Source organism: Streptomyces sp. RGM 3693, assembly GCF_050471125.1.
Taxonomy (GTDB): Bacteria; Actinomycetota; Actinomycetes; order Streptomycetales; family Streptomycetaceae; genus Streptomyces.
In genome coordinates, this window is the sequence record NZ_JBMPPQ010000001.1 from 3,725,684 (window position 1) to 3,746,288 (window position 20,605).

General features: G+C 70.2%; 20 protein-coding genes. 10 read left to right on the forward strand and 10 right to left on the reverse strand.

Annotation, left to right across the window (positions count from 1 at the left end; translation table 11 throughout):
* Window positions 1-3: 3 nt before the first annotated feature.
* Window positions 4-891, reverse strand: coding sequence for an amidohydrolase family protein (locus ACO0M4_RS16505; protein WP_430370991.1), 888 nt, complete (start codon window positions 889-891; stop codon window positions 4-6).
* On the reverse strand, window positions 888-1,832 hold the full coding sequence (locus tag ACO0M4_RS16510; protein ID WP_430370992.1) for an SDR family oxidoreductase: 945 nt from the start codon (window positions 1,830-1,832) through the stop codon (window positions 888-890). Before ACO0M4_RS16510 ends, ACO0M4_RS16505 begins: the two co-directional genes overlap by 4 nt.
* Before the next feature lie 129 nt (window positions 1,833-1,961).
* Between ACO0M4_RS16510 and ACO0M4_RS16515 the strand changes: the two genes are divergently transcribed.
* Window positions 1,962-2,504: a MarR family winged helix-turn-helix transcriptional regulator gene (locus ACO0M4_RS16515; protein WP_430370994.1), complete on the forward strand. Its 543-nt coding sequence runs from the start codon at window positions 1,962-1,964 to the stop codon at window positions 2,502-2,504.
* A 169-nt stretch (window positions 2,505-2,673) separates the two neighbouring features.
* Window positions 2,674-4,086: an alpha/beta hydrolase family protein gene (locus ACO0M4_RS16520; RefSeq protein ID WP_430370995.1), complete on the forward strand. Its 1,413-nt coding sequence runs from the start codon at window positions 2,674-2,676 to the stop codon at window positions 4,084-4,086.
* Between the two features lie 7 nt (window positions 4,087-4,093).
* Here ACO0M4_RS16520 and ACO0M4_RS16525 read toward each other — a convergent pair whose 3' ends face one another.
* The 3 genes from ACO0M4_RS16525 to ACO0M4_RS16535 form a co-directional block, all read right to left on the reverse strand.
* On the reverse strand, window positions 4,094-4,444 hold the full coding sequence (locus ACO0M4_RS16525) for a hypothetical protein (protein ID WP_430370997.1): 351 nt from the start codon (window positions 4,442-4,444) through the stop codon (window positions 4,094-4,096).
* Window positions 4,431-4,694, reverse strand: coding sequence for a hypothetical protein (locus tag ACO0M4_RS16530; protein ID WP_100603715.1), 264 nt, complete (start codon window positions 4,692-4,694; stop codon window positions 4,431-4,433). Before ACO0M4_RS16530 ends, ACO0M4_RS16525 begins: the two co-directional genes overlap by 14 nt.
* 80 nt (window positions 4,695-4,774) lie before the next feature.
* Entirely contained in the window at window positions 4,775-4,906 is a 132-nt protein-coding gene (locus tag ACO0M4_RS16535; protein WP_430370998.1) for a hypothetical protein, read from the reverse strand.
* A 93-nt stretch (window positions 4,907-4,999) separates the two neighbouring features.
* Here ACO0M4_RS16535 and ACO0M4_RS16540 point away from each other — a divergent pair, with 93 nt between their 5' ends.
* From ACO0M4_RS16540 to ACO0M4_RS16550, 3 genes are read left to right on the forward strand one after another with little or no spacing between them, the layout of a single operon-like run.
* Window positions 5,000-7,018: a LodA/GoxA family CTQ-dependent oxidase gene (locus ACO0M4_RS16540; RefSeq protein ID WP_430371000.1), complete on the forward strand. Its 2,019-nt coding sequence runs from the start codon at window positions 5,000-5,002 to the stop codon at window positions 7,016-7,018.
* A complete protein-coding gene (locus tag ACO0M4_RS16545; RefSeq protein ID WP_430371001.1) occupies window positions 7,015-8,154 on the forward strand; it encodes an NAD(P)/FAD-dependent oxidoreductase in 1,140 nt (379 codons plus the stop codon). The genes ACO0M4_RS16540 and ACO0M4_RS16545 overlap by 4 nt, the downstream gene beginning before the upstream one ends.
* Window positions 8,151-8,879 carry a hypothetical protein gene (locus ACO0M4_RS16550; RefSeq protein ID WP_430371003.1) on the forward strand — a complete coding sequence of 243 codons (729 nt, stop codon included), beginning with the start codon at window positions 8,151-8,153 and terminating at the stop codon, window positions 8,877-8,879. Before ACO0M4_RS16545 ends, ACO0M4_RS16550 begins: the two co-directional genes overlap by 4 nt.
* 87 nt (window positions 8,880-8,966) lie before the next feature.
* On the opposite strand, the gene ACO0M4_RS16555 is transcribed toward ACO0M4_RS16550, so the two are convergent.
* Both ACO0M4_RS16555 and ACO0M4_RS16560 read right to left on the reverse strand, forming a co-directional pair.
* The gene (locus ACO0M4_RS16555) at window positions 8,967-9,791 is read right to left on the reverse strand and encodes a lipase family protein (RefSeq protein WP_430371004.1); all 825 of its coding nucleotides are present in this window, start codon (window positions 9,789-9,791) and stop codon (window positions 8,967-8,969) included.
* Between the two features lie 284 nt (window positions 9,792-10,075).
* Window positions 10,076-10,630, reverse strand: a complete 555-nt coding sequence (locus ACO0M4_RS16560; RefSeq protein WP_430371006.1) for a TetR/AcrR family transcriptional regulator — start codon at window positions 10,628-10,630, stop codon at window positions 10,076-10,078.
* Window positions 10,631-10,841: 211 nt separating this feature from the next.
* On the opposite strand from ACO0M4_RS16560, the gene ACO0M4_RS16565 reads away from it, so the two are divergent.
* Together ACO0M4_RS16565 and ACO0M4_RS16570 are read left to right on the forward strand one after the other, a co-directional pair.
* A complete protein-coding gene (locus ACO0M4_RS16565) occupies window positions 10,842-12,062 on the forward strand; it encodes a cytochrome P450 (RefSeq protein ID WP_430371008.1) in 1,221 nt (406 codons plus the stop codon).
* 26 nt (window positions 12,063-12,088) lie between these two features.
* Entirely contained in the window at window positions 12,089-12,289 is a 201-nt protein-coding gene (locus tag ACO0M4_RS16570; protein WP_430371412.1) for a ferredoxin, read from the forward strand.
* A 125-nt stretch (window positions 12,290-12,414) separates the two neighbouring features.
* Here ACO0M4_RS16570 and ACO0M4_RS16575 read toward each other — a convergent pair whose 3' ends face one another.
* From ACO0M4_RS16575 to ACO0M4_RS16585, 3 genes are all read right to left on the reverse strand, one after another.
* Complete coding sequence (locus ACO0M4_RS16575) at window positions 12,415-13,398, reverse strand: helix-turn-helix domain-containing protein (RefSeq protein ID WP_430371009.1); 984 nt, start codon at window positions 13,396-13,398, stop codon at window positions 12,415-12,417.
* A gap of 280 nt (window positions 13,399-13,678) precedes the next feature.
* Window positions 13,679-14,266: an HAD family acid phosphatase gene (locus ACO0M4_RS16580; protein ID WP_430371413.1), complete on the reverse strand. Its 588-nt coding sequence runs from the start codon at window positions 14,264-14,266 to the stop codon at window positions 13,679-13,681.
* Between the two features lie 331 nt (window positions 14,267-14,597).
* Entirely contained in the window at window positions 14,598-15,761 is a 1,164-nt protein-coding gene (locus tag ACO0M4_RS16585) for a Gfo/Idh/MocA family protein (protein ID WP_430371414.1), read from the reverse strand.
* A gap of 219 nt (window positions 15,762-15,980) precedes the next feature.
* Here ACO0M4_RS16585 and ACO0M4_RS16590 point away from each other — a divergent pair, with 219 nt between their 5' ends.
* From ACO0M4_RS16590 to ACO0M4_RS16600, 3 genes are all read left to right on the forward strand, one after another.
* A complete protein-coding gene (locus ACO0M4_RS16590; protein WP_430371010.1) occupies window positions 15,981-18,056 on the forward strand; it encodes a DUF2264 domain-containing protein in 2,076 nt (691 codons plus the stop codon).
* 253 nt (window positions 18,057-18,309) lie between these two features.
* Window positions 18,310-19,260 (forward strand): hypothetical protein, encoded by a 951-nt coding sequence (locus ACO0M4_RS16595; RefSeq protein ID WP_430371011.1) that lies wholly within the window; start codon window positions 18,310-18,312, stop codon window positions 19,258-19,260.
* A gap of 456 nt (window positions 19,261-19,716) precedes the next feature.
* On the forward strand, window positions 19,717-20,595 hold the full coding sequence (locus tag ACO0M4_RS16600) for a trypsin-like serine peptidase (protein WP_430371013.1): 879 nt from the start codon (window positions 19,717-19,719) through the stop codon (window positions 20,593-20,595).
* Window positions 20,596-20,605: the final 10 nt, after the last annotated feature.

A 20,605-nucleotide genomic window follows, 5' to 3' on the forward strand; every position in this document is an offset into this window, starting at 1 on the left:
CCTTCAGGAGTCGGAGCCGGTGAGCCCCAACAGCCGTGCGGCGTTGGTCTTGAGGATCTTCGGGCGGACCTCGTCCTTGATCGGGAGGTCGGCGAAGTCGGCCAGCCAGCGGTCCGGGGTCAGGACGGGGTAGTCGGAGCCGAAGAGGACCTTGTCCTTGAGCAACGAGTTGGCGTACCGCACCAGTTGCGACGGGAAGTACTTGGGCGACCAGCCGGACAGGTCGATGTGGACGCCCGGTTTGTGGGTGGCCACGGCCAACGCCTCGTCCTGCCACGGGAACGACGGATGGGCCAGGATGATCTTCAGGTGGGGGAAGTCGGCGGCGACGTCGTCGACGTGCAGCGGGTTGGAGTACTTCAGCCGGATGCCGGCGCCGCCCGGGACGCCGGCGCCGATGCCGGTCTGGCCGGTGTGGAACAGTGCGATGGTGCCGGTCTCCTCGATCACCTCGTACAGCCCGTAGGCGAGCCGGTCGTCGGGGAAGAAGCCCTGGATGCTGGGGTGGAACTTGAAGCCCCGCACCCCGTACTCCTCGACCAGGCGGCGGGCCTGCCGCACCCCGGCGCGCCCCCGGAAGGGGTCGATGGACGCGAAGGGGATCAGCACGTCCGGGTTGGCGGCGGCGGCCTCGGCGACCTCCTCGTTGGGCACCGGTGCGGTCCCGGTGGCGTGCTCGGCGTCCACCGTGAAGATCACCGCGGCCATCTTCCGCTCCCGGTAGTAGGCCGCCGTCTCCTGGAGCGTCGGCTTCCGCGCGCCCTGGACCTTGAAGTACGCACTGGAGGCGGCGTGCAGCTCCGCCGGCAGCGACGCCTGCCCCCGGGAGGAGACCTCGCAGTGGGTGTGGACGTCGATCGCGGTGAGCGCGGCCACGTCGATGCCGGTCATCGGGCCTCCGGGAGCGTCGGGGCGGGGATGCCGACGGACTGGGGCGCGCTGCCGACCGAGGTGGGCCAGGCGGCGGCGATCGTGTCCGGGGACCAGCCGCCGTCTGCGTACGCGGTCGCGATCTCCTCGGGGTGTGACCACAGGGCGAGTCTGTCTCCGCCGATCCCGATGCACTGGCCGGTGATCCCGCGGGCCGCGTCGGAGGCGAGGAAGGGTACGAGGGCGGCGCAGTCCTCGGGCGTGCCGAACCCCTCGCGCTTGCGCAGGACGTCCGGCAGCGGCTCGCCCCGCTTCATCGCCTCGACGTACGGGGCGAAGGCCGGGACGGTCTCCGTCATGGCCGTCGCGGCGACCGGCACCACGGCGTTGACCGTGATCCCCGCCCTGGCCAGTTCCATGGACCAGGTGCGCGCCATGGCCGCGATGCCGGCCTTGGCCGCCGCGTAGTTGGTCTGCCCGAAGTTGCCGCGTTGGCCGGCGGGCGAGCCGACCAGCACCAGGGTGCCGCCCTCGCCCTGTTCCCGCAGGTGGACGGCGGCGGCCCGGGCGCAGGTGAAGGTGCCCCGCAGATGGGTGGCGATGACGGCGTCGAAGTCGTCGTCGGTCATCTTCCACAACACCCGGTCGCGCAGGATCCCGGCGTTGGTGACCAGCACGTCCAGGCGGCCGAAGGTGTCCACGGCGCGGGCGACCAGCCGGTCGGCGGCCTCGGCGGTCCCGACCGCCACGGTCTCGGCGACCGCCGTCCCGCCGGCCGCGGTGAGGGCGGCAACCGCCTGTTCGGCGACGGCCTCGTCGATGTCGTTGACGACGACGGCGGCGCCCGCCGCGGCGAGCGCGGTGGCGTAGGCGAGGCCGAGTCCGCGGCCGGAGCCGGTGACCACGGCGACCTTGCCGGTGAGATCGATGGGTGTGCGGTGCGACACGGTAAGTCCCTTCATTGAGCGGGGAGTTGCGCAGGGCGGGCGGCGGCGTCGGAGAGCCGGGCTCGATCCGTACCGATCCGCCATGGGGACGTTAAGACCAATAATTGTTGACGTCAATGGTTGTCGTCGACATCAGATTTCGCCATGCTGGGCACATCGCACATCGCACCGGCCCCAAGGGCCCGAACTCGGGAGCACGCCATCACCAGTCAGCGACCGCAGACCCGCAAGCCCGAACCCGTCGAGGCGGACCAGCCCTGGATGCGCGGCCTGCACGCCGACACCGGCTATCTCCTCTACCGACTCGGCCTGCGCTCCGGGCAGTTGTTCAACGCCGCACTCCAGGAATCCGGCGTCCGGCTGCGCCACTACGCGCTGCTGCGCTACCTCGCCACCGTCGAAGGCGCCCTACAGCGCGAGCTGAGCGCCCGCCTCGGCTACGACCCCAGCGCCATCGTCGGCCTCGTCGACGATCTGGAAGGTCTCGGGTTCGTCGAACGGCGCCCCGCGCCCGGTGACCGGCGCAGCCGCATCGTGGTCCTCACCGACGACGGTCGGGCATTCCTGCGCGACACCGACCGGATGAGCCGCGACGTCACCGACCAACTGCTCCAGCCGCTGTCGGAGGACGAACGGAACACCCTGCACGCGCTGCTGCTCCGCACCTCGGAGCCCGACCGGACCTGACGCACGGTTCCGCAGCTGGGGCCGGCGGATACCCGTTTCACCCGCGAGACAGCAGCGCCACCCGCAGTGACGTCCCTCAGTCCTCAGCGACGCCCGTCCGCCCGCAGTGACGTCCCACAGTCCTCAGCGACGCCCTTCCCTGCACTCCGATCGAGGAGGAAGCCCGCCCGTGAAACACTGCACGCGCACCTCGCGAGGCACCGCCGTCCTGACCACCGCCCTGCTCACCGCAGGCACCCTCGGCGCCACCGCCCCGGCACATGCCGCCGGACCGGCCGTCCGCCTCGAAGGCACGCTGGCCTCCGGCGCCACGTACGTACTCGACGTGCCCACCGGCTGGAACGGCACCCTGCTGCTTTTCAGCCACGGCTACCGCCCGGCGGGCGCCCCGAACCCCGCCGAGGACGCCTCCGACGACACCAGCCGGAAGCTGCTCCTCGCCGAGGGCTACGCGCTCGCCGGCTCCTCCTACGCCAGCACCGGTTGGGCCGCCGAACAGGCCGTGCCCGACCAACTCGCCACCCTCGACACCTTCACCGCGAAGGTCGGAAAGGCCCGCCGCACCCTCGCCTGGGGCCAGTCGTACGGCGGTCTGGTGACCACGGCCCTCGCCGAACGCCACCCCGACCGCATCGACGGTTCGCTCTCCACCTGCGGTCTCGTCCAAGGCGGCGTCGCCAACTGGAACTCCACCCTCGACCCGGTCTTCGCCGTCAAGTCCCTGCTCGCGCCGGGCTCGGACATCCCGCTGACCCGCCTGGGCGACCCGGCCCACGCCCGGGCCGCGGCGCAGGCCCTGACCGGCGTCGTCACGCAGGCACAGCGCAGTGCCACCGGCCGCGCCCGGATCGCGCTGGCCGCCGCGTTGCACAACATCCCCGGCTGGAACGACCCCGCCCAGACCCGTCCCGCCCCCACCGACTTCCCCGCCCAACAGGCCAACCAGTACCAGGCACTGACCGGGCTGATCGCGATGCCCGCCTTCGCCTGGCGCCAGGAAGCCGAACACCGCGCCGGTGGCAGCATGTCGTGGAACACCGGCGTGGACTACACCGCCATGCTCCGCAACTCCGCCGACTACCAGGAGGTCAAGGCCCTCTACAAGTCCGCCGGACTGTCCCTCACCCGCGACCTCGCCACCCTCAACACCGCCCCCCGGCTCCGCGCCGACCCCACCGCCGTCGCCTACCTGGCCGAAAACGTCGCCTTCACCGGCCGGCTCCGCACACCCCAGCTGAACATCCACACCATCGGCGACCCCCTGATACCCGTACAGTCCGAGAGCGCCTACCAGCGCACGGCGGCCACCGCCGGCACCACCGGCCTGCTCCGCCACGCGTACGTGGACAACGCCGGCCACTGCACCTTTACCCCCGCCGAGCGGATCGCCGCACTGCACACCGTCGAGCGGCGGATCACCACCGGCCACTGGGGCGACACCGGAGCGACCGCGCTCAACGCCGAAGCCCACCGCATCGACCCCACCTCCGCCGCCCGCTACCGCCCCTTCCGGCCGGGCCCCTACCCCCGGCCCTACGACCTCGCCCGACCCACCAAAGCCGCACGTACCGGCCGGAGCTGACGGTGTCTCACTCGATGTGTCCGCAGACGGAACAGACGAACTGACTCTCGTGCGTCGGATTCCCTTCCTCGTCGGTCTCGACGGTCCGGTACATGGTGCCGCCGCACTTGCCGCAGCCTCGGGTCTCAATGAGCTGGCCCATGGGCAGATCCTCCATCGGGCGGCGCGTGCGGCAGTCGCCGCGCAGCGCCATCGCGTAGTCGAGCAGGACGAACGCCTCTTGCCGGCCGCGCTCGCGGATGGTGATGTCGTCCGCGGTCTCACCCGTCGCCGCGACGCGACCGCACCGGTAACAACAGTGCCGGTTACTCTGCGGTCCCGGCTCCAGCATCGACAAGCGGCAGTCAGGACAGTCCACTGTCGGCCTCCTTGACGAATCCGCACCGCGCGCAGACCGCGATCGGCCGCCCGTCCCGGTCGCGCTGGCCCCACATGGTGTTCCGGCACTGCGGGCAGCCGCTGGTGTGGATGCCGCGCGGTCCGAGCGGCGGCGGCTCGGGCGTGGACTCCACATAGGCGATGATCAGCGCCCGGTCCCGCTCGCTGTTCCCTGCCATGCGCAGCAGATTCGCCAGCCGCGACCGTGCCTCGTCGGCGAAGGTCCCCATGGCGCGGAGGGTATCGGGCCCGCGCCCCCGAGACGACGACCTCCCCCGGAGTGCACTCGATGAGTTGAGATGGCCGGCGGTCACCGGGCCTCGCAGCTGACCGCCACGACGACGCCGAGCAGGCGCTGTCCGCCCCCCCGCTGCACCCGCCAGTTGGACGCCGAGGGCGCCGCCTGCATCCGCGGCGGCGCGACGGAGTGATGGCCACCCATTGGGACGCGGTGGAATCGCCGGACGACGCGGAGATAGCGACCATTACGTAACTGGGGGGACATTCAGACAACTCTCCATCATGAGGTCCCGTAATGGATCAGCAGATAGTCCAGGTCAAGATTCACCCAGCCATCGGCATAGCCCGGGTCGGCAACAGCGACCAGACACCGTTCATCGCGCCGGAGTCACCGGACCAGCCGGCGCTGGCGTTGGGCTCGTACAAGGACAGCTCAGGCAAGATCATCAAGCAGGCCGCCCGCTTCCGGATATACGGCTACAACAAGGCCGGGCAGGTCGTCAGGGAACTGAAGCTCGGCGAAGGCGGCGTCACCGAGATCAAGTGGTCGGTGCACCTGGCCAACAAGAAGCCCGCCTGGTACCAGTTCCACATCCCGCTCGACATCGAGGAGGCCGCCAAGCTGTCGGACGCCCAGCGGGGCCGGCGGAACGCCAAGGTCACGGGAGCCGACCGCAAGAAGCTGGTCATCGACCCCGGCCGGCACACCCTCAGCGCCGCGCAGCAGGAGGCCGCCGTCTTCGAAGGTCAGATCATGGCCAGGAAGGTCGGGTTGGGCTCGGCCCGCACCGAGGCCGACGGCCGACTGGTCGTCGTCGGCGGCGACGGCGCATCGGCCTCCTGGGACGAGAAGAACAACCCGATCAGCGGCGTGGCCAACAACGACACCTGGTACGACAACGTCTCCGACGGCCCGATCACGGCCGAGGTCACCATCGACGGCGCCGCCAGGACCGCCAGCCCCGCCTGGGTCGTGGTCGGCCCGCCCCACTACGCACCGGGTGTGAAAACCATCCGCACCCTCTATGACCTGCTGTTCGACGTGTTCGTCACCGAGCAGACGCTGGTGTTGGAGGACAAGCCCTCCTACCCCGAGCACATCGAACCGCTGCTGGCCCGGTTCTGCGAACTCCAGTGGGTCAACCACGGCTTCGCCACCCAGTTCGGCTGGAAGGGCCCACACCACTTCCTCGACCCGGACATGCGCAAGCGGCTCAACGACCCGGGCGAGACCAGTCGCGAACTACGCCGCCAGATCTACGTCCAGATGCGCGACTACAAGCGGGACGGGATGTCGCCGGTGCCCTGGCCGTGGCTCTACGGCGATGCCATGGTCGGCCGCGAAGCCACCTCCGTCCGGCAGCACCTCGCCCTCTCGCCCACCCAGGACCGGCGACTGGCCCGGTGGGCCGCCGGTGACTTCACGCCCGGCCCGCCCCGCACCGGCTACCCGGACGTGGACCAGGCACCCGTCGCCGAACAGCCCGGCCTGCTGGACCGGGCCGCGCTGGACAACTGCGCCGCCGACGCCTTCCACCCCGGCAGCGAGATCACCTGGCCGATCCGCCATAAGACCATGTTCTCGGCACCGTTCCGCATCCTGCACCGCGACCCCGGCGACCCCGAACCCGACTACGGCGACGTGCTCAGCCACGACAAGGTGATGAGCAAGAACGGCCCGCTGTACGCCCAGGGTCCCGGCGACCTCACCCGCTGGATGGCCGCGCCCTGGCAGTGCGACACGGCGAGCTGCCGCTTCGGCTACCAGGTGCAGGCCGGGCTCGGTCCACGCTACAGCCCCTATCTGCCCACCTTCTGGCCCGCCCAGATGCCCAATCACGTGCTCACCAAGCGCGACTTCGAGACCGTCAACACCAAGCCGACCGGCGACGACAGCGCCCGTGAGAAGGCATTCGAGAACCGGGCGGTGTGGCTGCGCGGACTGGAAGGCGTCGACTTCAACGAGCAGCGCCGGCAGATGATCGACGACTGGTACAAGTTCGGCGTCGTCGAACCGCGCAAGTACACCGTGGGAGACGGCAAGTTCCCCACGTACATGCAGGTGGAGTCCGAGCCCGGCTATCCGCCTCCCCACGACCACGCCAACCTCATCAACATCCAAGTGCCCGAGGCGGGCGTACCCCAGCTGGCCGTGGCGGCCGGTGCCTGGCGCGGCACCATCGCGGCCGAGGACGTGGAAGCCGCCCTCGTCCAGCAGGCGGTCGAAGAGGTCAAGGAGCTGACCGGCTACGACGAGGAGGCGATCGCCGCCGGCTACCTGGAGAAGCTCGACCCCTTCCACGACGCCCCGTGAACGACCGACCCGCCTACGACGTGGTGGTCGCGGGCGGCGGTCCGGCCGGCTGCGCCGCCGCGCTCACCCTCGTCCGGGCGGGGCGCCGGGTGCTGCTGGCCGACGCCGGCACCGGCCCGCCCAAGGTCGGTGAGGCGCTGGTCCCCGTGGGACGGCTGCTGCTGGCCGATCTGGGCGCCGAACGCCAGGCCCTGGGCGCCGGCCACCTGCCCTGCCACGGCAACCAGTCCGCCTGGGGCTCGTCCGCACTCCACGAGGTGGACTTCCTCCGCGACCCGCACGGTCACGGCTGGCACCTCGACCGCTCGCTCTTCGACCGCGGGCTGCGGGCCGCCGCCGGTACCGCCGGCGCGGAGGTCGCCGAACGCACCGCCGTCCGGCGCCCCGTCCGGCAGCCGGACGGCACCTGGCGGGTCCTGCTGCGGCACCGTGCCGATCGGCATGGTGAACGCACGGTCCGCTGCCGCTGGTTGGTCGACGCCACCGGACGGGGCGCGGCGCTGGCGGTCCGCGCCGGCGCCCGCCGCCGGACCGGCGACCGACTGACCGCCCTGCACCTGCTCCTCGACCCGGCACGGGACGGCACCCCCGACGGTCGTTCGCTGGTCGAGTCCGACCAGGACGGCTGGTGGTACACCGCCCTGCTGCCCTCCCGGCAGCGCCTGGTCGCCTACTTCACCGACCCCGACCTGCCCCTCGCCGCCGGCCGCGGCGCCGAGGGATTCCGCGACCGACTACTGGCCACTCGGTACGTCTCCCACCGGGCCCGTCCGCACGGGCTCACCGCCCTCCGGCCGCCCCGCCGCGCCCCCGCGCACACCGCCCATCTGGACCGGGTGCACGGGGACGGCTGGACGGCCGTCGGAGACGCGGCCGCCGCCTTCGACCCGCTCAGTTCCCAGGGCATCCTGACCGCCCTCTACACCGGGCTGAGCGCGGGCGAGGCGGTCGACGCCCAACTGGGCGGCGACCGAAGGGCGTTGGCCGGTTACGCGGAGAAGGTTGCCACCGCTCGTACCGCCTACCAGGACGGCCACCGCGCCGTCCACGCCCAGGAAACCCGATGGGCCGACCGCCCCTTCTGGGCCCGGCGGCACCACACCCCCCACTCAACGAAAGGCACGCACACACCATGAGCACCGCACCCGAGTCCACCCAGCACGGCGACCACCAGCACTTCCACCGCTTCCTCATCCTGGGCAAGGAAAAGCTCTTCTTCTACCACCTGGCCCTCTACAACCCGGCCTACGGCCACAACTACCAGGCCGTCTTCACCTTCGAGATCAAGGACGACGGCAGCCTGCGCAAGATGTACCTGGAGGACCTCAAGAAGAACGAGAACAACTGGGTCTTCTACTCCCTGTACTGTCCGGACCACTTCGAGCTGCCGAAGCTGAAGGAAGGCAAGGAGTTCAACGTCCACCTGGAGCGCGTCGTGGTCTCGGAAGGCGGCGCCAAGCGCGACTTCCAGAAGATGACCACGGCCGTGACCAAGGTGGTCTGCAAGCCGGCGGACGTCCTGCACTTCCGTGAGCTCGGCGGCCTGGAATACCCCGACTACCTCACCTACCTGGTGTTCGGCGAGGGCCAGGAGATCCACCTCGCGCACCAGCTGGCGAAGCAGCCGAACTGGGACGAGGTCGTCACCGTCACCCCCCAGCAGGCCATCGACCCGGCCATGCTGAAGAAGGTCCCGACCCTCGTCATCGAGTCGATCAAGGACCCCAAGGACGTGATCAAGGAAAGCAAGCTCAAGAAGGGCCAGAAGTACCAGGGCAAGATCAACGGGAGCAGCCCGGCGATCGACTTCACCGTCGGCCGCCAGGGCTGGTGGAACCACACCAGCCTCAACAACGCCTGACGGGGCCCGGCGACCGAGCCGTTACACCCCCCCGGCCCGGGCCGCGACGTCATCGCGGCCCGGGCCGGGTCCGATCCGGCGATCCGCTCAGGAGATGTTCTGCTCGATGGCGGCGATGTAACGCTTGATCGAGTGGTCCCGGACTCCGTCCGTGGCGGGCGCGAAGGCGTCTGCGGTCAGCCCCTTGGCCCGGTCCGCCAGACCGCCCAGCAGGCCCATGGAGTCGTGCAGCTTGCCGTGGGAGTCGATGTACTTCAACGCCTCGACGTGAGTGAAGACGGGCTCCGGCGGGAGCTGCGGAACGATGTCGTTGTTGTTGACGAAGCGGTACATGCGCTGCGTGAAGCCCTTGTTGTACGCGGCCGCCAGGAGGCGGTCGCAGGTCCGGGGCTGCCCGTAGGTGTAGACGCCGTCCGCCTGGAGCCGCGGCTCCTCCAGGTACATCCGCGCACCGGCGAGCATGGCGAGCGCGCCGCCCAGACTGTGGCCGGTGAACCACACCGTCTGGTTGTTGGTGCGCAACTCGGCCAGGGTGTCCTTGACTTCCGGGAAGATCGACTGGAGGGCCTCGGCGAAGCCGTAGTGGACGTAGCCGGTCTTGGCCGGGCCCGGCCACGGGGGAGTGCTGGCGTCGGACAGCCAGTCACGGATCTGCGCCGGCTCCGTGCCGCGGAAGGCAGTGATGATCATGTGGTCGCTGGCGGCCGTGTACGCCTGGGTGTCCTCCAGCGGGAACGGCGGAGTGAACCGCGTCTGATGGTGACGCACCTGGTCGAAGCCCCAGGAGCGGGCTCCGGACTCGATCGTGGCCTCGTCCTTGTAAGCCAGATCGGATGCCTGAGCCAACCAGTAGGCCAGGGGAAGGCTGTATCCGGTGGTCGCATGGTGATCGATCGCGGTCGGTGCGGACATGCGGGCTCCTTTCGCTCTGCGCTGCGCTCGCTCCGCACCGGGCGGATCGCCCGGTGCGAGGTCGGTCCCTTCGTAAGGGCAGACGACCGGCCAGCGGCCCTCGCCGCGCCCGTAGTCCCTCGAACGGCGGGGCCGAGGGGAGGGGAGACGGCGGGGGTGACCGCCCGGTCCGCACGGCGGTCCCGGACGGGCGAACGACGGATGCCGCACGGCCGGCGCCGACGCACACCGGCGTTCCGGGGACCGCCTGAGCCGGAACAGGCACGACCTCGGTGACGACCGTGCTAGCGGGTGTCGCCCGCCCGCTTCGGTGCCGGGTGCAGGATCAGTGGGAGGAAGACGTCGTCGACGATGTCCGTGATGGCGTCGTCCCCGACCGGGGCCCCGAAGAGCAGGAATTCGTTGCGCAGCAGGTCGGTGGCGACCGTGGCGCGCCGGGAATCCAGGATCCAGGCTTCGATCTCGCCGCGTTCGGCGGCGCGCTCCAGGATGACGCGCAGGGTCGCCGGGCCGACGGTGTGGACGCTCTCCCGGACCAGCGTGGCGAAGTCGGGGTCGCGGGTCATCTCGGCCAGCAGGCCGCGCAGGATGCCGCCGAGCGGGCTGGCCACCTTGGCGGCGATCTGCTGCATCAGGGCGATCACGTCCGTACGCAGGGCGCCGGTGTCGGGCTGCTTGATCTCGGCGAGACCGGCCAACCGGCAGGCGTCCACGACCAGTTCGGCGCGGTTGGACCAGCGTCGGTACAGGGCGGCCTTGCCGGTGCGGGCCCGGGTGGCCACCCGCTCCATCGTCAGTGCGGCGTATCCGGTCTCGCTGAGCTCCTCCAGGGTTGCCATCAGGATGGCGTTCTCCAGCTCCGCGCCGCGGCGGCGGGGGCCTTTGCGGTGGTCAGCGGCGGGGGCGGCGGTGGGATCGGCGTTGGGTGACAGCGTGACTCCTGAAGATGTCCGGTAGAGGCCGTTGCGTTCTCTATGGGGTCAGTCTATTCTCCAAATTAGAGAACATGGCGTTCTTTAACGGTGAGAGATTCCGATTCGGAGTGGACCGATGACCGATACCGCCACGCCTCCCCAGACCACTGACGCACCCGCCTTCCCAAGCGACCGGACCTGTCCCTACCAGTTACCCGAGGGCTACGCCAAGCTGCGCGACGCCCCCGGACCACTGCACCGGGTGACCCTCTACGACGGCCGCCAGGTGTGGGTGGTGACCAAGCACGAGGCCGCGCGCAAGCTGCTCGCCGACCCGCGCCTGTCCTCCAATCGCGCCGACGCCAATTTCCCGGCCACCTCACCGCGCATCCAGGTGATCAGGGAGAGTCGCCAGGCATTCATCGGAATGGACCCGCCCGAGCACGGCACCAAGCGACGGATGACGATCAGTGAGTTCACCGTCAAGCGGATCAAGGGCATGCGCGCCGAGATCGAGCAGATCGTGCACGGCTTCCTCGACGAGATGCTCGCCGCGGGCCCGACCGCCGATCTGGTGAGTCAGTTCGCACTGCCGGTGCCGTCCATGGTGATCTGCCAACTGCTCGGTGTGCCCTACGCCGACCATGACTTCTTCCAGGACGCGAGCAAGCGGCTGGTACAGGCCCCGGACGCGGAGAGCGCGGCCGGCGCGCGCGATGAGCTCGCACGCTACATGGACGGCCTCATCACCCAGTTCCAGGCCGAGCCCGGTCCGGGGCTCGTCGGCAGTCTGGTCGCCAACCAACTGGCCAACGGCGAGATCGACCGCGAGGAACTGAGCTCCACCGCAATGCTGTTGCTCATCGCCGGCCACGAGACCACGGCCTCGATGACCTCCCTCAGCGTGATCACCCTGCTGGAACACCCCGACCAGTACGCCGCCCTGCGCGCCGACCGCAGCCTCATTCCCGATGCGGTCGAGGAACTGCTCCGCTACCTCGCGATCGCCGATATCGCCGGTGGCCGCGTGGCCAAGGCCGACATCGAGATCGAAGGGCAGCTCATCCGGTCCGGCGACGCCGTGATCGTCTCCAACTCCATAGCCAACCGCGACGGCTCGGTGTACGAGGACCCGGACACGCTCGACGTCCGCCGCTCCGCGCGCCACCACCTCTCCTTCGGCTTCGGCGTGCACCAGTGCCTGGGGCAGAACCTCGCCCGCCTGGAGCTGGAGGTCATCCTCAACGCACTGTTCGACCGCGTCCCGACGCTGCGACTGGCCGTCCCGGTAGAGCAGTTGGCGCTGCGGCCGGGCACCACCATCCAGGGCGTCAACGAGCTCCCGGTCACCTGGTGACGCGGGAAAGGGGGAACGGAATGACCATGCGGGTGAGCGCCGATCGCACGGTCTGCGTAGGTGCCGGACTGTGTGCCCTGACCGCTCCCGGCGTCTTCGACCAGGATGACGACGGGATCGTGACGGTGTTGGAGTCCGACCCCGCCGCCGACGCCCGGGCCGCGGCGCGCGAGGCCGGCCACCTCTGCCCGTCCGGCGCCGTCCGCGTCGTCGAGGACGGGGAATAGCCGACCAGGATGTCCCCTTCCACAGGGGAGCGGGTTCGGGCGGGGTCGGTCTTCGCGCTCAACGGGGGCGGAGACCGACCCCGTTCCCCTGCGGGGCACCACTCCACCGCACGCAACGACACGCGTCAGATCCAGCCCTTCCGCGCTGCGTACAGGGCGAGTTGGAAGCGGGTGGTGGCATCGGCGGCGCGGTTGAGCTGTTCCAGCTGGCGGGAGAGGGTCCGGCGGCTGATGCCGAGTAGTTCGGCGATGGTTTCGTCGGTGACGCCGCTGCCGAGCAGTTCCAGGATCCGGCGCTGCACCGGGCGCAGTGCGGGTGGCACCCGCTCGCCGAAGTGCAGCGGATAGGCCGACCGCCAGGACGCCTCGAACAGGCCGGTGAGCGCGCGGAGCAGGCTGGAGGGGTGGACCAGCAGCATCGAGTCGTTCACCTCGGCGTCACCGAACGCCATCGAGACGATGGCCAGCCGCTGGTCGAAGATGCCGAGCTTGACCGGCAGGGACTGCAACACCCGGGCCTGCTCGCCCGCCGCGATGCACGGTTTGATGTTGCAGGAGTAGTAACCGCTGTGCTCCACCGCGGACTTGGAGTAGACGATGCGGTAGGACACGCCGCGCTCCAGGTTGCGGATCTCGGTCGGGTTGGGCGTACCGCCGGTGTGCCACGGCGGCGCGTCGAAGCGCAGCACCTCGGCGGTCGCGGCGTCCTCCACCTGCATGATGCGCTCCACGATCTGCGGTCCGGTGACCACTTCGACGAGATCATCGGTGGCTTGTGGGTGCACCTGGCGCCGGTAGGTGCGGTAGGCGTCCAGCGCGACCAGATGGGCTTGTTGCAGCTCCGCGGTACGGGCGCTGGCGAGGCGACCCAGGCCGATGGACGGCTCGATCGGGGCGATACCGGCTCGATCGGAGCCGTGGCTCGTGGCCAGACCCAGGTGGATGAGCCGGGTGACGGTGCGTTCGCTGTCGGCGGCTTCCTGGTCCAGTCGTCGGGACAGTGCCGTGAGGGTGGTGGGGCCGCTGTCCAGCATGGTCAGGTAGGTGGCGGCCTCGGTTTCGGACAGGCCGAGTCGGATGAGATGGGCCGGCCGGTCGTCTTCGCTCATGAGGGGCTCCGGGCGGGTGAGCGGGGTTGTGTGGGGGGAGCAGCGCGATCGCGGGTGTGGGGGCGCGATGGGCGACTGGTTCGGGGGCTCGCGGGAGGCGTGGGGTGGTGGGGGCGGGGAGGGTACGAGGAACTCGGCGGGCGCGGCGCCCGCATGGGGTGATCCCCGTCCCGAGGTGCGGTCCACGGTATGCGGTATGTGTGTGGGCCCGCCGATATCGGCGGGCCCACACACATACCGGCATCCCCGGAGTCCGGCCGGAATCCCGGGAGTTCGGGAATCAGCTCAGCTGCCCGTCGTAATCGGGCAGCTTGAATCCCTTGTCGTAGTGTCCGCCCTCGAAGTCGGTGCTGCGATTTCCGACGTCGGCTATGAGGGTGTATCCCTGTGCCTCGTACTTCTTCCGGCAGCCGAGCTTGACCTGGGCCTTGCCGGGGCTGTCACCGTGCGGTTTGAGGCAGAGGCCGTCGACGGTGTATCCGGCCGACGTGAGTTCCCGGGTGGTGGCGTCCTGCTTGTCGGCGTCGCGATAGGACGCGAACAGCACCGCCGCGCCGTGCTCGTGCGCGTAATGCGTGGCCTTGAGGATCGCCTCGATCGGCTTGCCCCGGTCGTAGTGCGTCGCCAGGGAGGTGTTGTCGATGTCCAGGACCACTGCGGGCCTTTTGCCGCTGTTGCCGTGGGCCAGGCGATGTTCCAGGTAGTCCTGGAGAGATGCGGCAATCGGAGCGACGTCGTTGAGCCATTCGCTCTTGCTCGGCAGCGCGTCCGGGCGGGAAGCCGCCTGCGCCGACAGGGGCAGCGCCGCCACCATGCTCAGCCCCAGCACCGGTCCCAGCGCAAGGGCGATCCTTTTACCCTTGACCATGTTTTCCACCACTCCTTTTGTGTGCGTTCGCTCCATGGCCGATACGGGTTTTCCGTTGTCGGAACCCCCGTAGTCGCCCACGACATTGCTACCGGAACGAGTGGTCCGACAGTGTCCAAGTTGCGCCAGTGGCCAGGATGGGCGCGAGGGCCACGACCTGTCGCTTCGTCGGAGAATTCCACCGGTCTGGGCAATGTGAGCGATTTGCGTGCCGGGAAAGTGTGGGTTTCTGGTAGGTGGGTGGTGGTGTTTGCTGGTGGTGGGAAGAGCGTGCGTGGCGAAGGAGTTGGCCTCCCGGGAAGCTCAGGTTTTCCTGGCGGCCCCGGTGGATTTACCCGACCTCGTTGGCGAAATGGCCGGCCAACTCCCGGGACAGTGCCGGGACGTCGACGGGAACACCGTCCGCGCGAAGTGATGCGGTGGCGGCGCAGCCGGCGGCCACCGCTTGCCGTGCCGCCACCGGTGAGGTGAGCGTGGGAATGCCGTCGCGCACGAAGTCCACGAATTCGGCCACGAGTCGTGGGTCGGCCCCGCCGTGCCCGCCGTCGTCCGAGGGCACCTCGACCACCAGATCGGCGTCCGCCCGGTAACCGCTGCGCCGACTGTTCCAGACCTTCACCACCGCACCCTCGGTGTCGCCGAAGTTCTCCAGCCGGCCGTGGGTGCCGATGACGGTGTAGTTGCGCCAGTAGTCGGGCGTGAAGTGGCACTGCTGGTAGGTGGCGAACACGCCGTAGTCCAGCCGCATCGTCATCATCGAGAGGTCCTCGACGTCGACCACGTCGTTCAGGCCGGTCAGGGAGGTGGGCGGCCAGTTGGTCTCCGGATCGAACCATTCGGTCATCGTCCGTTCGCCCTGCCCGCCCCGGGCCGTGATGGCGCCGTAGACGGTCAGCCCGCCCATCGCCTGGGTCCGCGCGGTGTAGCCGCCGGCCAGCCAGTGGATCACGTCGAGGTCGTGCGCACCCTTCTGTAGCAGCAGACCGGTGGTCCTGCGCCGGTCCGCGTGCCAGTCCTTGAAGTAGAAGTCGCCGCCGTGGCCGACGAAGTGACGGCACCAGATCGCCTTGACCTCGCCGATGACGCCCTTGGTGACGAGTGCGCGCAGGGTCCGGACGACCGGCATGTGCCGCATGTTGTGTCCGACGTAGAACCTGGTGCCGGTACATCGGGCGGTGTCCAGCACCCGGTCGCACCCCGCCGTGGTGATCGCCAGCGGCTTGTCGACGAACACCGCGACGCCGGCTTCCAGGAAGGCGACGGCCAACTCCTCGTGGGTGTCGTCCGGAGTCGTCAGGACCACCCCGTCCAGCCCCATGTCGAACAACCGGCGGTGGTCGGCGAACCGGGCCGCCTCCGGATACCACTCCCGACTGCGTTCCCGACGGGCCGCGACCGGGTCGCACACCGCCACCACCCGCGCCGGCAAGCCCTGCTCGGCCACGTGCCTGCCGAGCGTTCCGCGCAGGCCGAGGCCCACCACGGCGAGCCGCAGGTCTTCCCGAGCGCCGGACTTCCGCCGTGCCTCGGACTTCCGCTGTGCTGCGGGCGCTTGCCGTGCGGCGGACTCATCCCGGGTCTGTGACAACGTCGTCAACCTTCCTTCGGGGCGAAGCGGTGGGGCGTTTCGTTACGGACGGGGGAGCGCAACACCACAAGAGCAGCACACCACGGGAGCCGCACGCCACCAGGCCACAACACCTCAAGGGGCCCCATGCAGCACACGAGTTGGACCGGACCGCCACTGCCGCCCGAGGACCGCACGCTGTCCCCCTTCACCGGATACGGCCGTACCCACTGGCTGGCCCTCGCCGACCGGCTGCTGACGGCCGTACACCGGTTCGCGTCCCCTTCCGGCGCCCGCATCGTGCTGTCCGGAAGACCCTCCTCGTCGGGCACCGATTCCGACCAACTCGAAGGCTTCGCACGGACGTTCCTACTACTGGCCTTCCGCACCGCCGGCTGTGGCGGGGACGCGCCCGCCGGCCTGCTCCAGTCCTACGCCGAGGGCCTCGGCGCCGGCACCGACCCGGGGCACCGCGAAGCCTGGCCGGCCCTCGGCCAGGAGTGCCGGCAGACGCTCGTCGAGGCGTGCTCCCTCGCACTCGGCCTGCACCTCACCCGGCCGTGGCTGTGGGACCAGCTGCCGGGCGCGGTCCAGGAACGGGTCGTCGGCTGGTTGCAGGGTGCCTGGGGACTGCGGATCCCCGACAACAACTGGCATATGTTCCGGGTGATCGTCGGCGAGTTCCTGGCCGGCGTCGGCGGCGCCCACGACCGCGCCGAAATGGACGCCGACCTGGCGCGCACCGAGGAGTTCTACGTCGGCGACGGCTGGTACCGCGACGGCGGCGACGCCCACACCGCGGACAACTTCGACCACTACAACGGCTGGGCCCTGCACACCTACCCCCTCCTGTGGGCCCTGATGGCGGGTGAGCGCACGACGGACCAGGCGGGACGGCTGCCGGTGCTCACGGCGCGGTTGCGGCGGTTCCTGGCGGACTACGCGCTCTTCTTCGGCGCCGACGGAGCCCCCGTGCACCAGGGGCGTTCGTTGATCTACCGGTTCGCGGCGGCCACCGCACCGTGGCTGGGAGCGCTGGCCGACGCCACCCCGCTCACCCCGGGCCAGACTCGGCGACTGGCCAGCGGTGCGCTGCGACACTTCACCGACCGGGGGTTCTGCGACCGGAACGGGATCGCCACCCTCGGCTGGTACGGGCCGTACCCGCCCCTGGTGCAGGGCTACTCCGGTCCGGCGTCCCCGTACTGGCTCTCCAAGGCATTTCTCGGCCTCCTCCTGCCGGCCGACCACCCGTGCTGGACGCAACCGGAGGAGCCGCTGCCGGTCGAACGGGGCGATCGGATCCAGGCCCTGCCGGTCCCCGGCTTCGTGATCTCGGCGACCCGCGCGGACGGTATCGTCCGGCTCGTCAACCACGGCAGCGACAACTACGCCACGGCCGACCAGGCAACCGGCGACCCGGTACCGGGCGGCGCCAGAAGCGGCACCTATACGCCGGTGCGTGCGGACGGGGATCCGCACTACGCACGGTTCGCCTACTCCACGGCGACCGGCCCGTGCCACGGCACTGGCGACCCGCGCCGCCACCAGTCGGACAACCATGTCGCCCTCCTCCACCCCGAACTCGGGCCGTCCCGCCGCACCCGCATCCATCGCCTGCACGTCCAGGACCGCTACGCCGCGTCCTGGCACCGACCTGTCTGGCGCGACCAGGCAGTCACCGACGCCCGGATCGAGACCGCGAGCGTGGTCTGGGGAGCGTACGAACTGCGCGCCCATCTGGTCGACGCGCCCCCGCACCTGCCGCTGCGCGACAGTGGCTGGCAGGTCGCGGGGGAACGGCCACCCCGTCTCCGGACCGCCGGACTCCTGGCGGAAGCGGTCACCGACGACGGCCTGACCAGCACGTTCTTCTCCCTCGCCGGGCACTCCGAGGTAGCCGTGGCGACCGCGGAGGGCACCAGTGCCTTCGGCCGCCACACGGCCGTTCCCCATGCCACCGGCCGGCGCACGACGGCGCGGACCGTGCACGTCGCCCTGGTCGGCCTCACCGGCCGAGGCGCGGATTCCGCACCGCCACGGGTACAGTGCGCGGTCGAAGGGACCACCGTCGCCGCTACCTTCCCCGACGGCACTTGGGTCCTCGTCGCCCTGGGCGCGCAGGCGGCGCAGTCACCGGTCGTGGGCGGGGTGCCGCTGATCGGGCCGGTGCGGTACGCCAGGCTCTCCCCAAAGGGGGAACCGGTGATCGTCCCTGGATGAGCGTCGCAGTGGAGCCGAGTTGAGCCGCGCACCGCGCACAGATTCGCTCAACAAATGACAACTATCTGACAAAGTAGTTGAAAATGGGGCCCATGTGGGTGAAGGTTCAGGACGAGGATGTTCCGGGATCTGAACGGATGGGCCTGAGTATCGGGTGCGTCTCGGAGTGCGGGCGGCGGATTGCGTGGCCGGTCGACGCCCGTACGATGCCGGGGCTCCGTCCCGTCCGCACCTCCCGGAAGGCCACCGCGGAATGCCCGTCTTCAGACGCCGCAAAGGCAGTCGTCCCCGTTTGCTCCCCGAACTCGACGATGCCGCCCTGGGCCGGGTCCGCCGGCGCGTCGAGACCTGTTGGGACCGCGGTTCGCTCGATACGCCTGTCATGGCCCTGATGGCGGAGACGCTCGAAGACGCCGGGGAGGACTGGGACCGCAAGGCGCACCGTCTCCGGGTGCTGGCCGCGTCCGCAGGGCGGGCCCTGCCTGGTATCTGGCGGCAGCACAACCCGCGCAACCAGCATGCCCTGCTGCTGCATGCCTGGTCCGACCTGCTGCGCGTGGGGCAGGCGGGGGCCACCATCGACCTCGACGCCACCCGGGAGACCTGCCACCTCGCGGCCGAACTGCTGCCGGCCGACCCCACGCCCTGGACCGTGTACCTGGCCACGCTCCGCCTGGAGCGGAGTCCGTCCGCCGAGCTGGCGGCGATCTGGCGTGAGATCAAGGCCCGAGACCCGTGGAACCGCGAGGCCCACCTCCAGGCCCTGGGCTACCTCTCGCCGGACGAGTGCGGTTCCAGCAGCCAGGTGTTGGAGCTGCTCGACGGCGTCCGCTCCGCGATGCCCCCGAACGCCCCCGCGGCCGGCCTGGAACTCACCGCCCTCGTCCGCAACCACCAACGGACCATGGCCCCCGGAGGGGTGTCGGCACTCGGCGCGGGCGAGTTCTGGCGTCGTCACGACGCGGTCGCGGCGCTCGACCAGGCGGCGCACTACTGGCCGAGCCCCGGATACCTCGGCCACGCCCAGGCGCTCGCCGACATGAACCTGCTGGCCTACGCGCTGATCAAGGCCGCGCGGCCGGGCGAGGCCGCGAACGCCCTGCGCGCCACCGGAGGCATGGCCGCGCCCTGGCCGTGGAACGCGGAGGGCGAGCCGCTGGAGCGGTTCTCCCACTACTACACCCGCGCCCGCGAGAGTGAGTGACGGGCGCCCCACTGGGTTGGTCCGTCGTGCGAGCGCTCCTGCCTGCACCGCACCGGCACCTTCCCTGTTGGACCGTCAACTCGGTGGCATCGAAACGGTGTTGATGTGCCCTGTGGCGCCGGGCGGCCAGGGCGGCGGCTGTCCGTTACGGAGGAGTTCGCGGTAGCGGCCGGGGTGCGAGCGGGCCGAGGAGGGGCCGGCCGCCGAGGGGCGCCCGGACGTAGCGGTGGCCGCGTATCTCTCCCGCTGCCCCTTCGGCGCTGGCCGGGCCGGTATGCGGCCGTGCGCGGGGGTATGGGCGGAAGGTGGTTGCCCGGGCGGCGGGAGCGGGTGCGGTCCTGTCTGCGGATCCCGGACGCGGTCGGACGCCACCGGTGGGTCGGCAGTCAGGTGGTCGGGCTGCTGCCGGATTCGCCACGTACCGCCACTCCGGTCCGGTGCCCTACGATCCCGCCCATGAACCAAAGGTTCGCTGTGACGGTGGCCGTCCTGGCCGTGCTTGCCGCCGCCTCTGGCTGCGCCGGCAGTGAGGTGTCGGCCGCGGGCAGCATGCACTCCGCCTCCGCCTCCCCCTCCGCCTCGTCCGCGCCGTCGGCCCCGCACCATCAACGGTGGACGGCCGCCCGGATGCGTGACGCCCACTCGTTCCGCCACCAGCCGGGGGTCTCCCACACCTCGCCGCCCACCACGGCGAACGCCCGCGTGGGCGCGCTGTTCAGCCACGACGGGACCGGCGACCACTTCTGCACCGGAAGCGTCGTGGACAGCCCCAAGAAGTCCATCGTGATCACCGCGGCACACTGCATCCACGGCGGCAAGGGCGGCAGCTACCAGACCGACCTGGCCTTCGTCCCCGGGTACCGCAACGGGCAGACGCCCAACGGCACTTGGCTGATCAGCAAGATGATCGTGGACGACCACTGGACACAGTCCTCCGACCCCGCTTTCGACGTGGGCTTCGTCGTCGTCGACAAGCTGGACGGCAAGCGGATCGCCGATGTGTTGGGAGCCAACCGCTTCGGCTACAACGCGGGTTACACCAACCATGTGAAGATCACCGGCTATCCGGCGAGCGGCGAGGACCCCATCTCGTGCGCCAACAAGACCGTGAAGTTCCAGGCGGACCAGATGAAGGTGGACTGCACCGGGTACAGCGGCGGTACCAGCGGCAGCCCCTGGCTGGCCAACTTCGACCGCGCCACCCGCACCGGTGAGGTCGTCGGGGTCATCGGCGGCTATCAAACCGGCGGTGACACCGACGACGTCTCCTACAGCCCGTACTTCAACGACGCCATCAAGTCCCTGTACGACAAGGCCGTCAGCGCGGAGGGCTGATCCGTCGGCG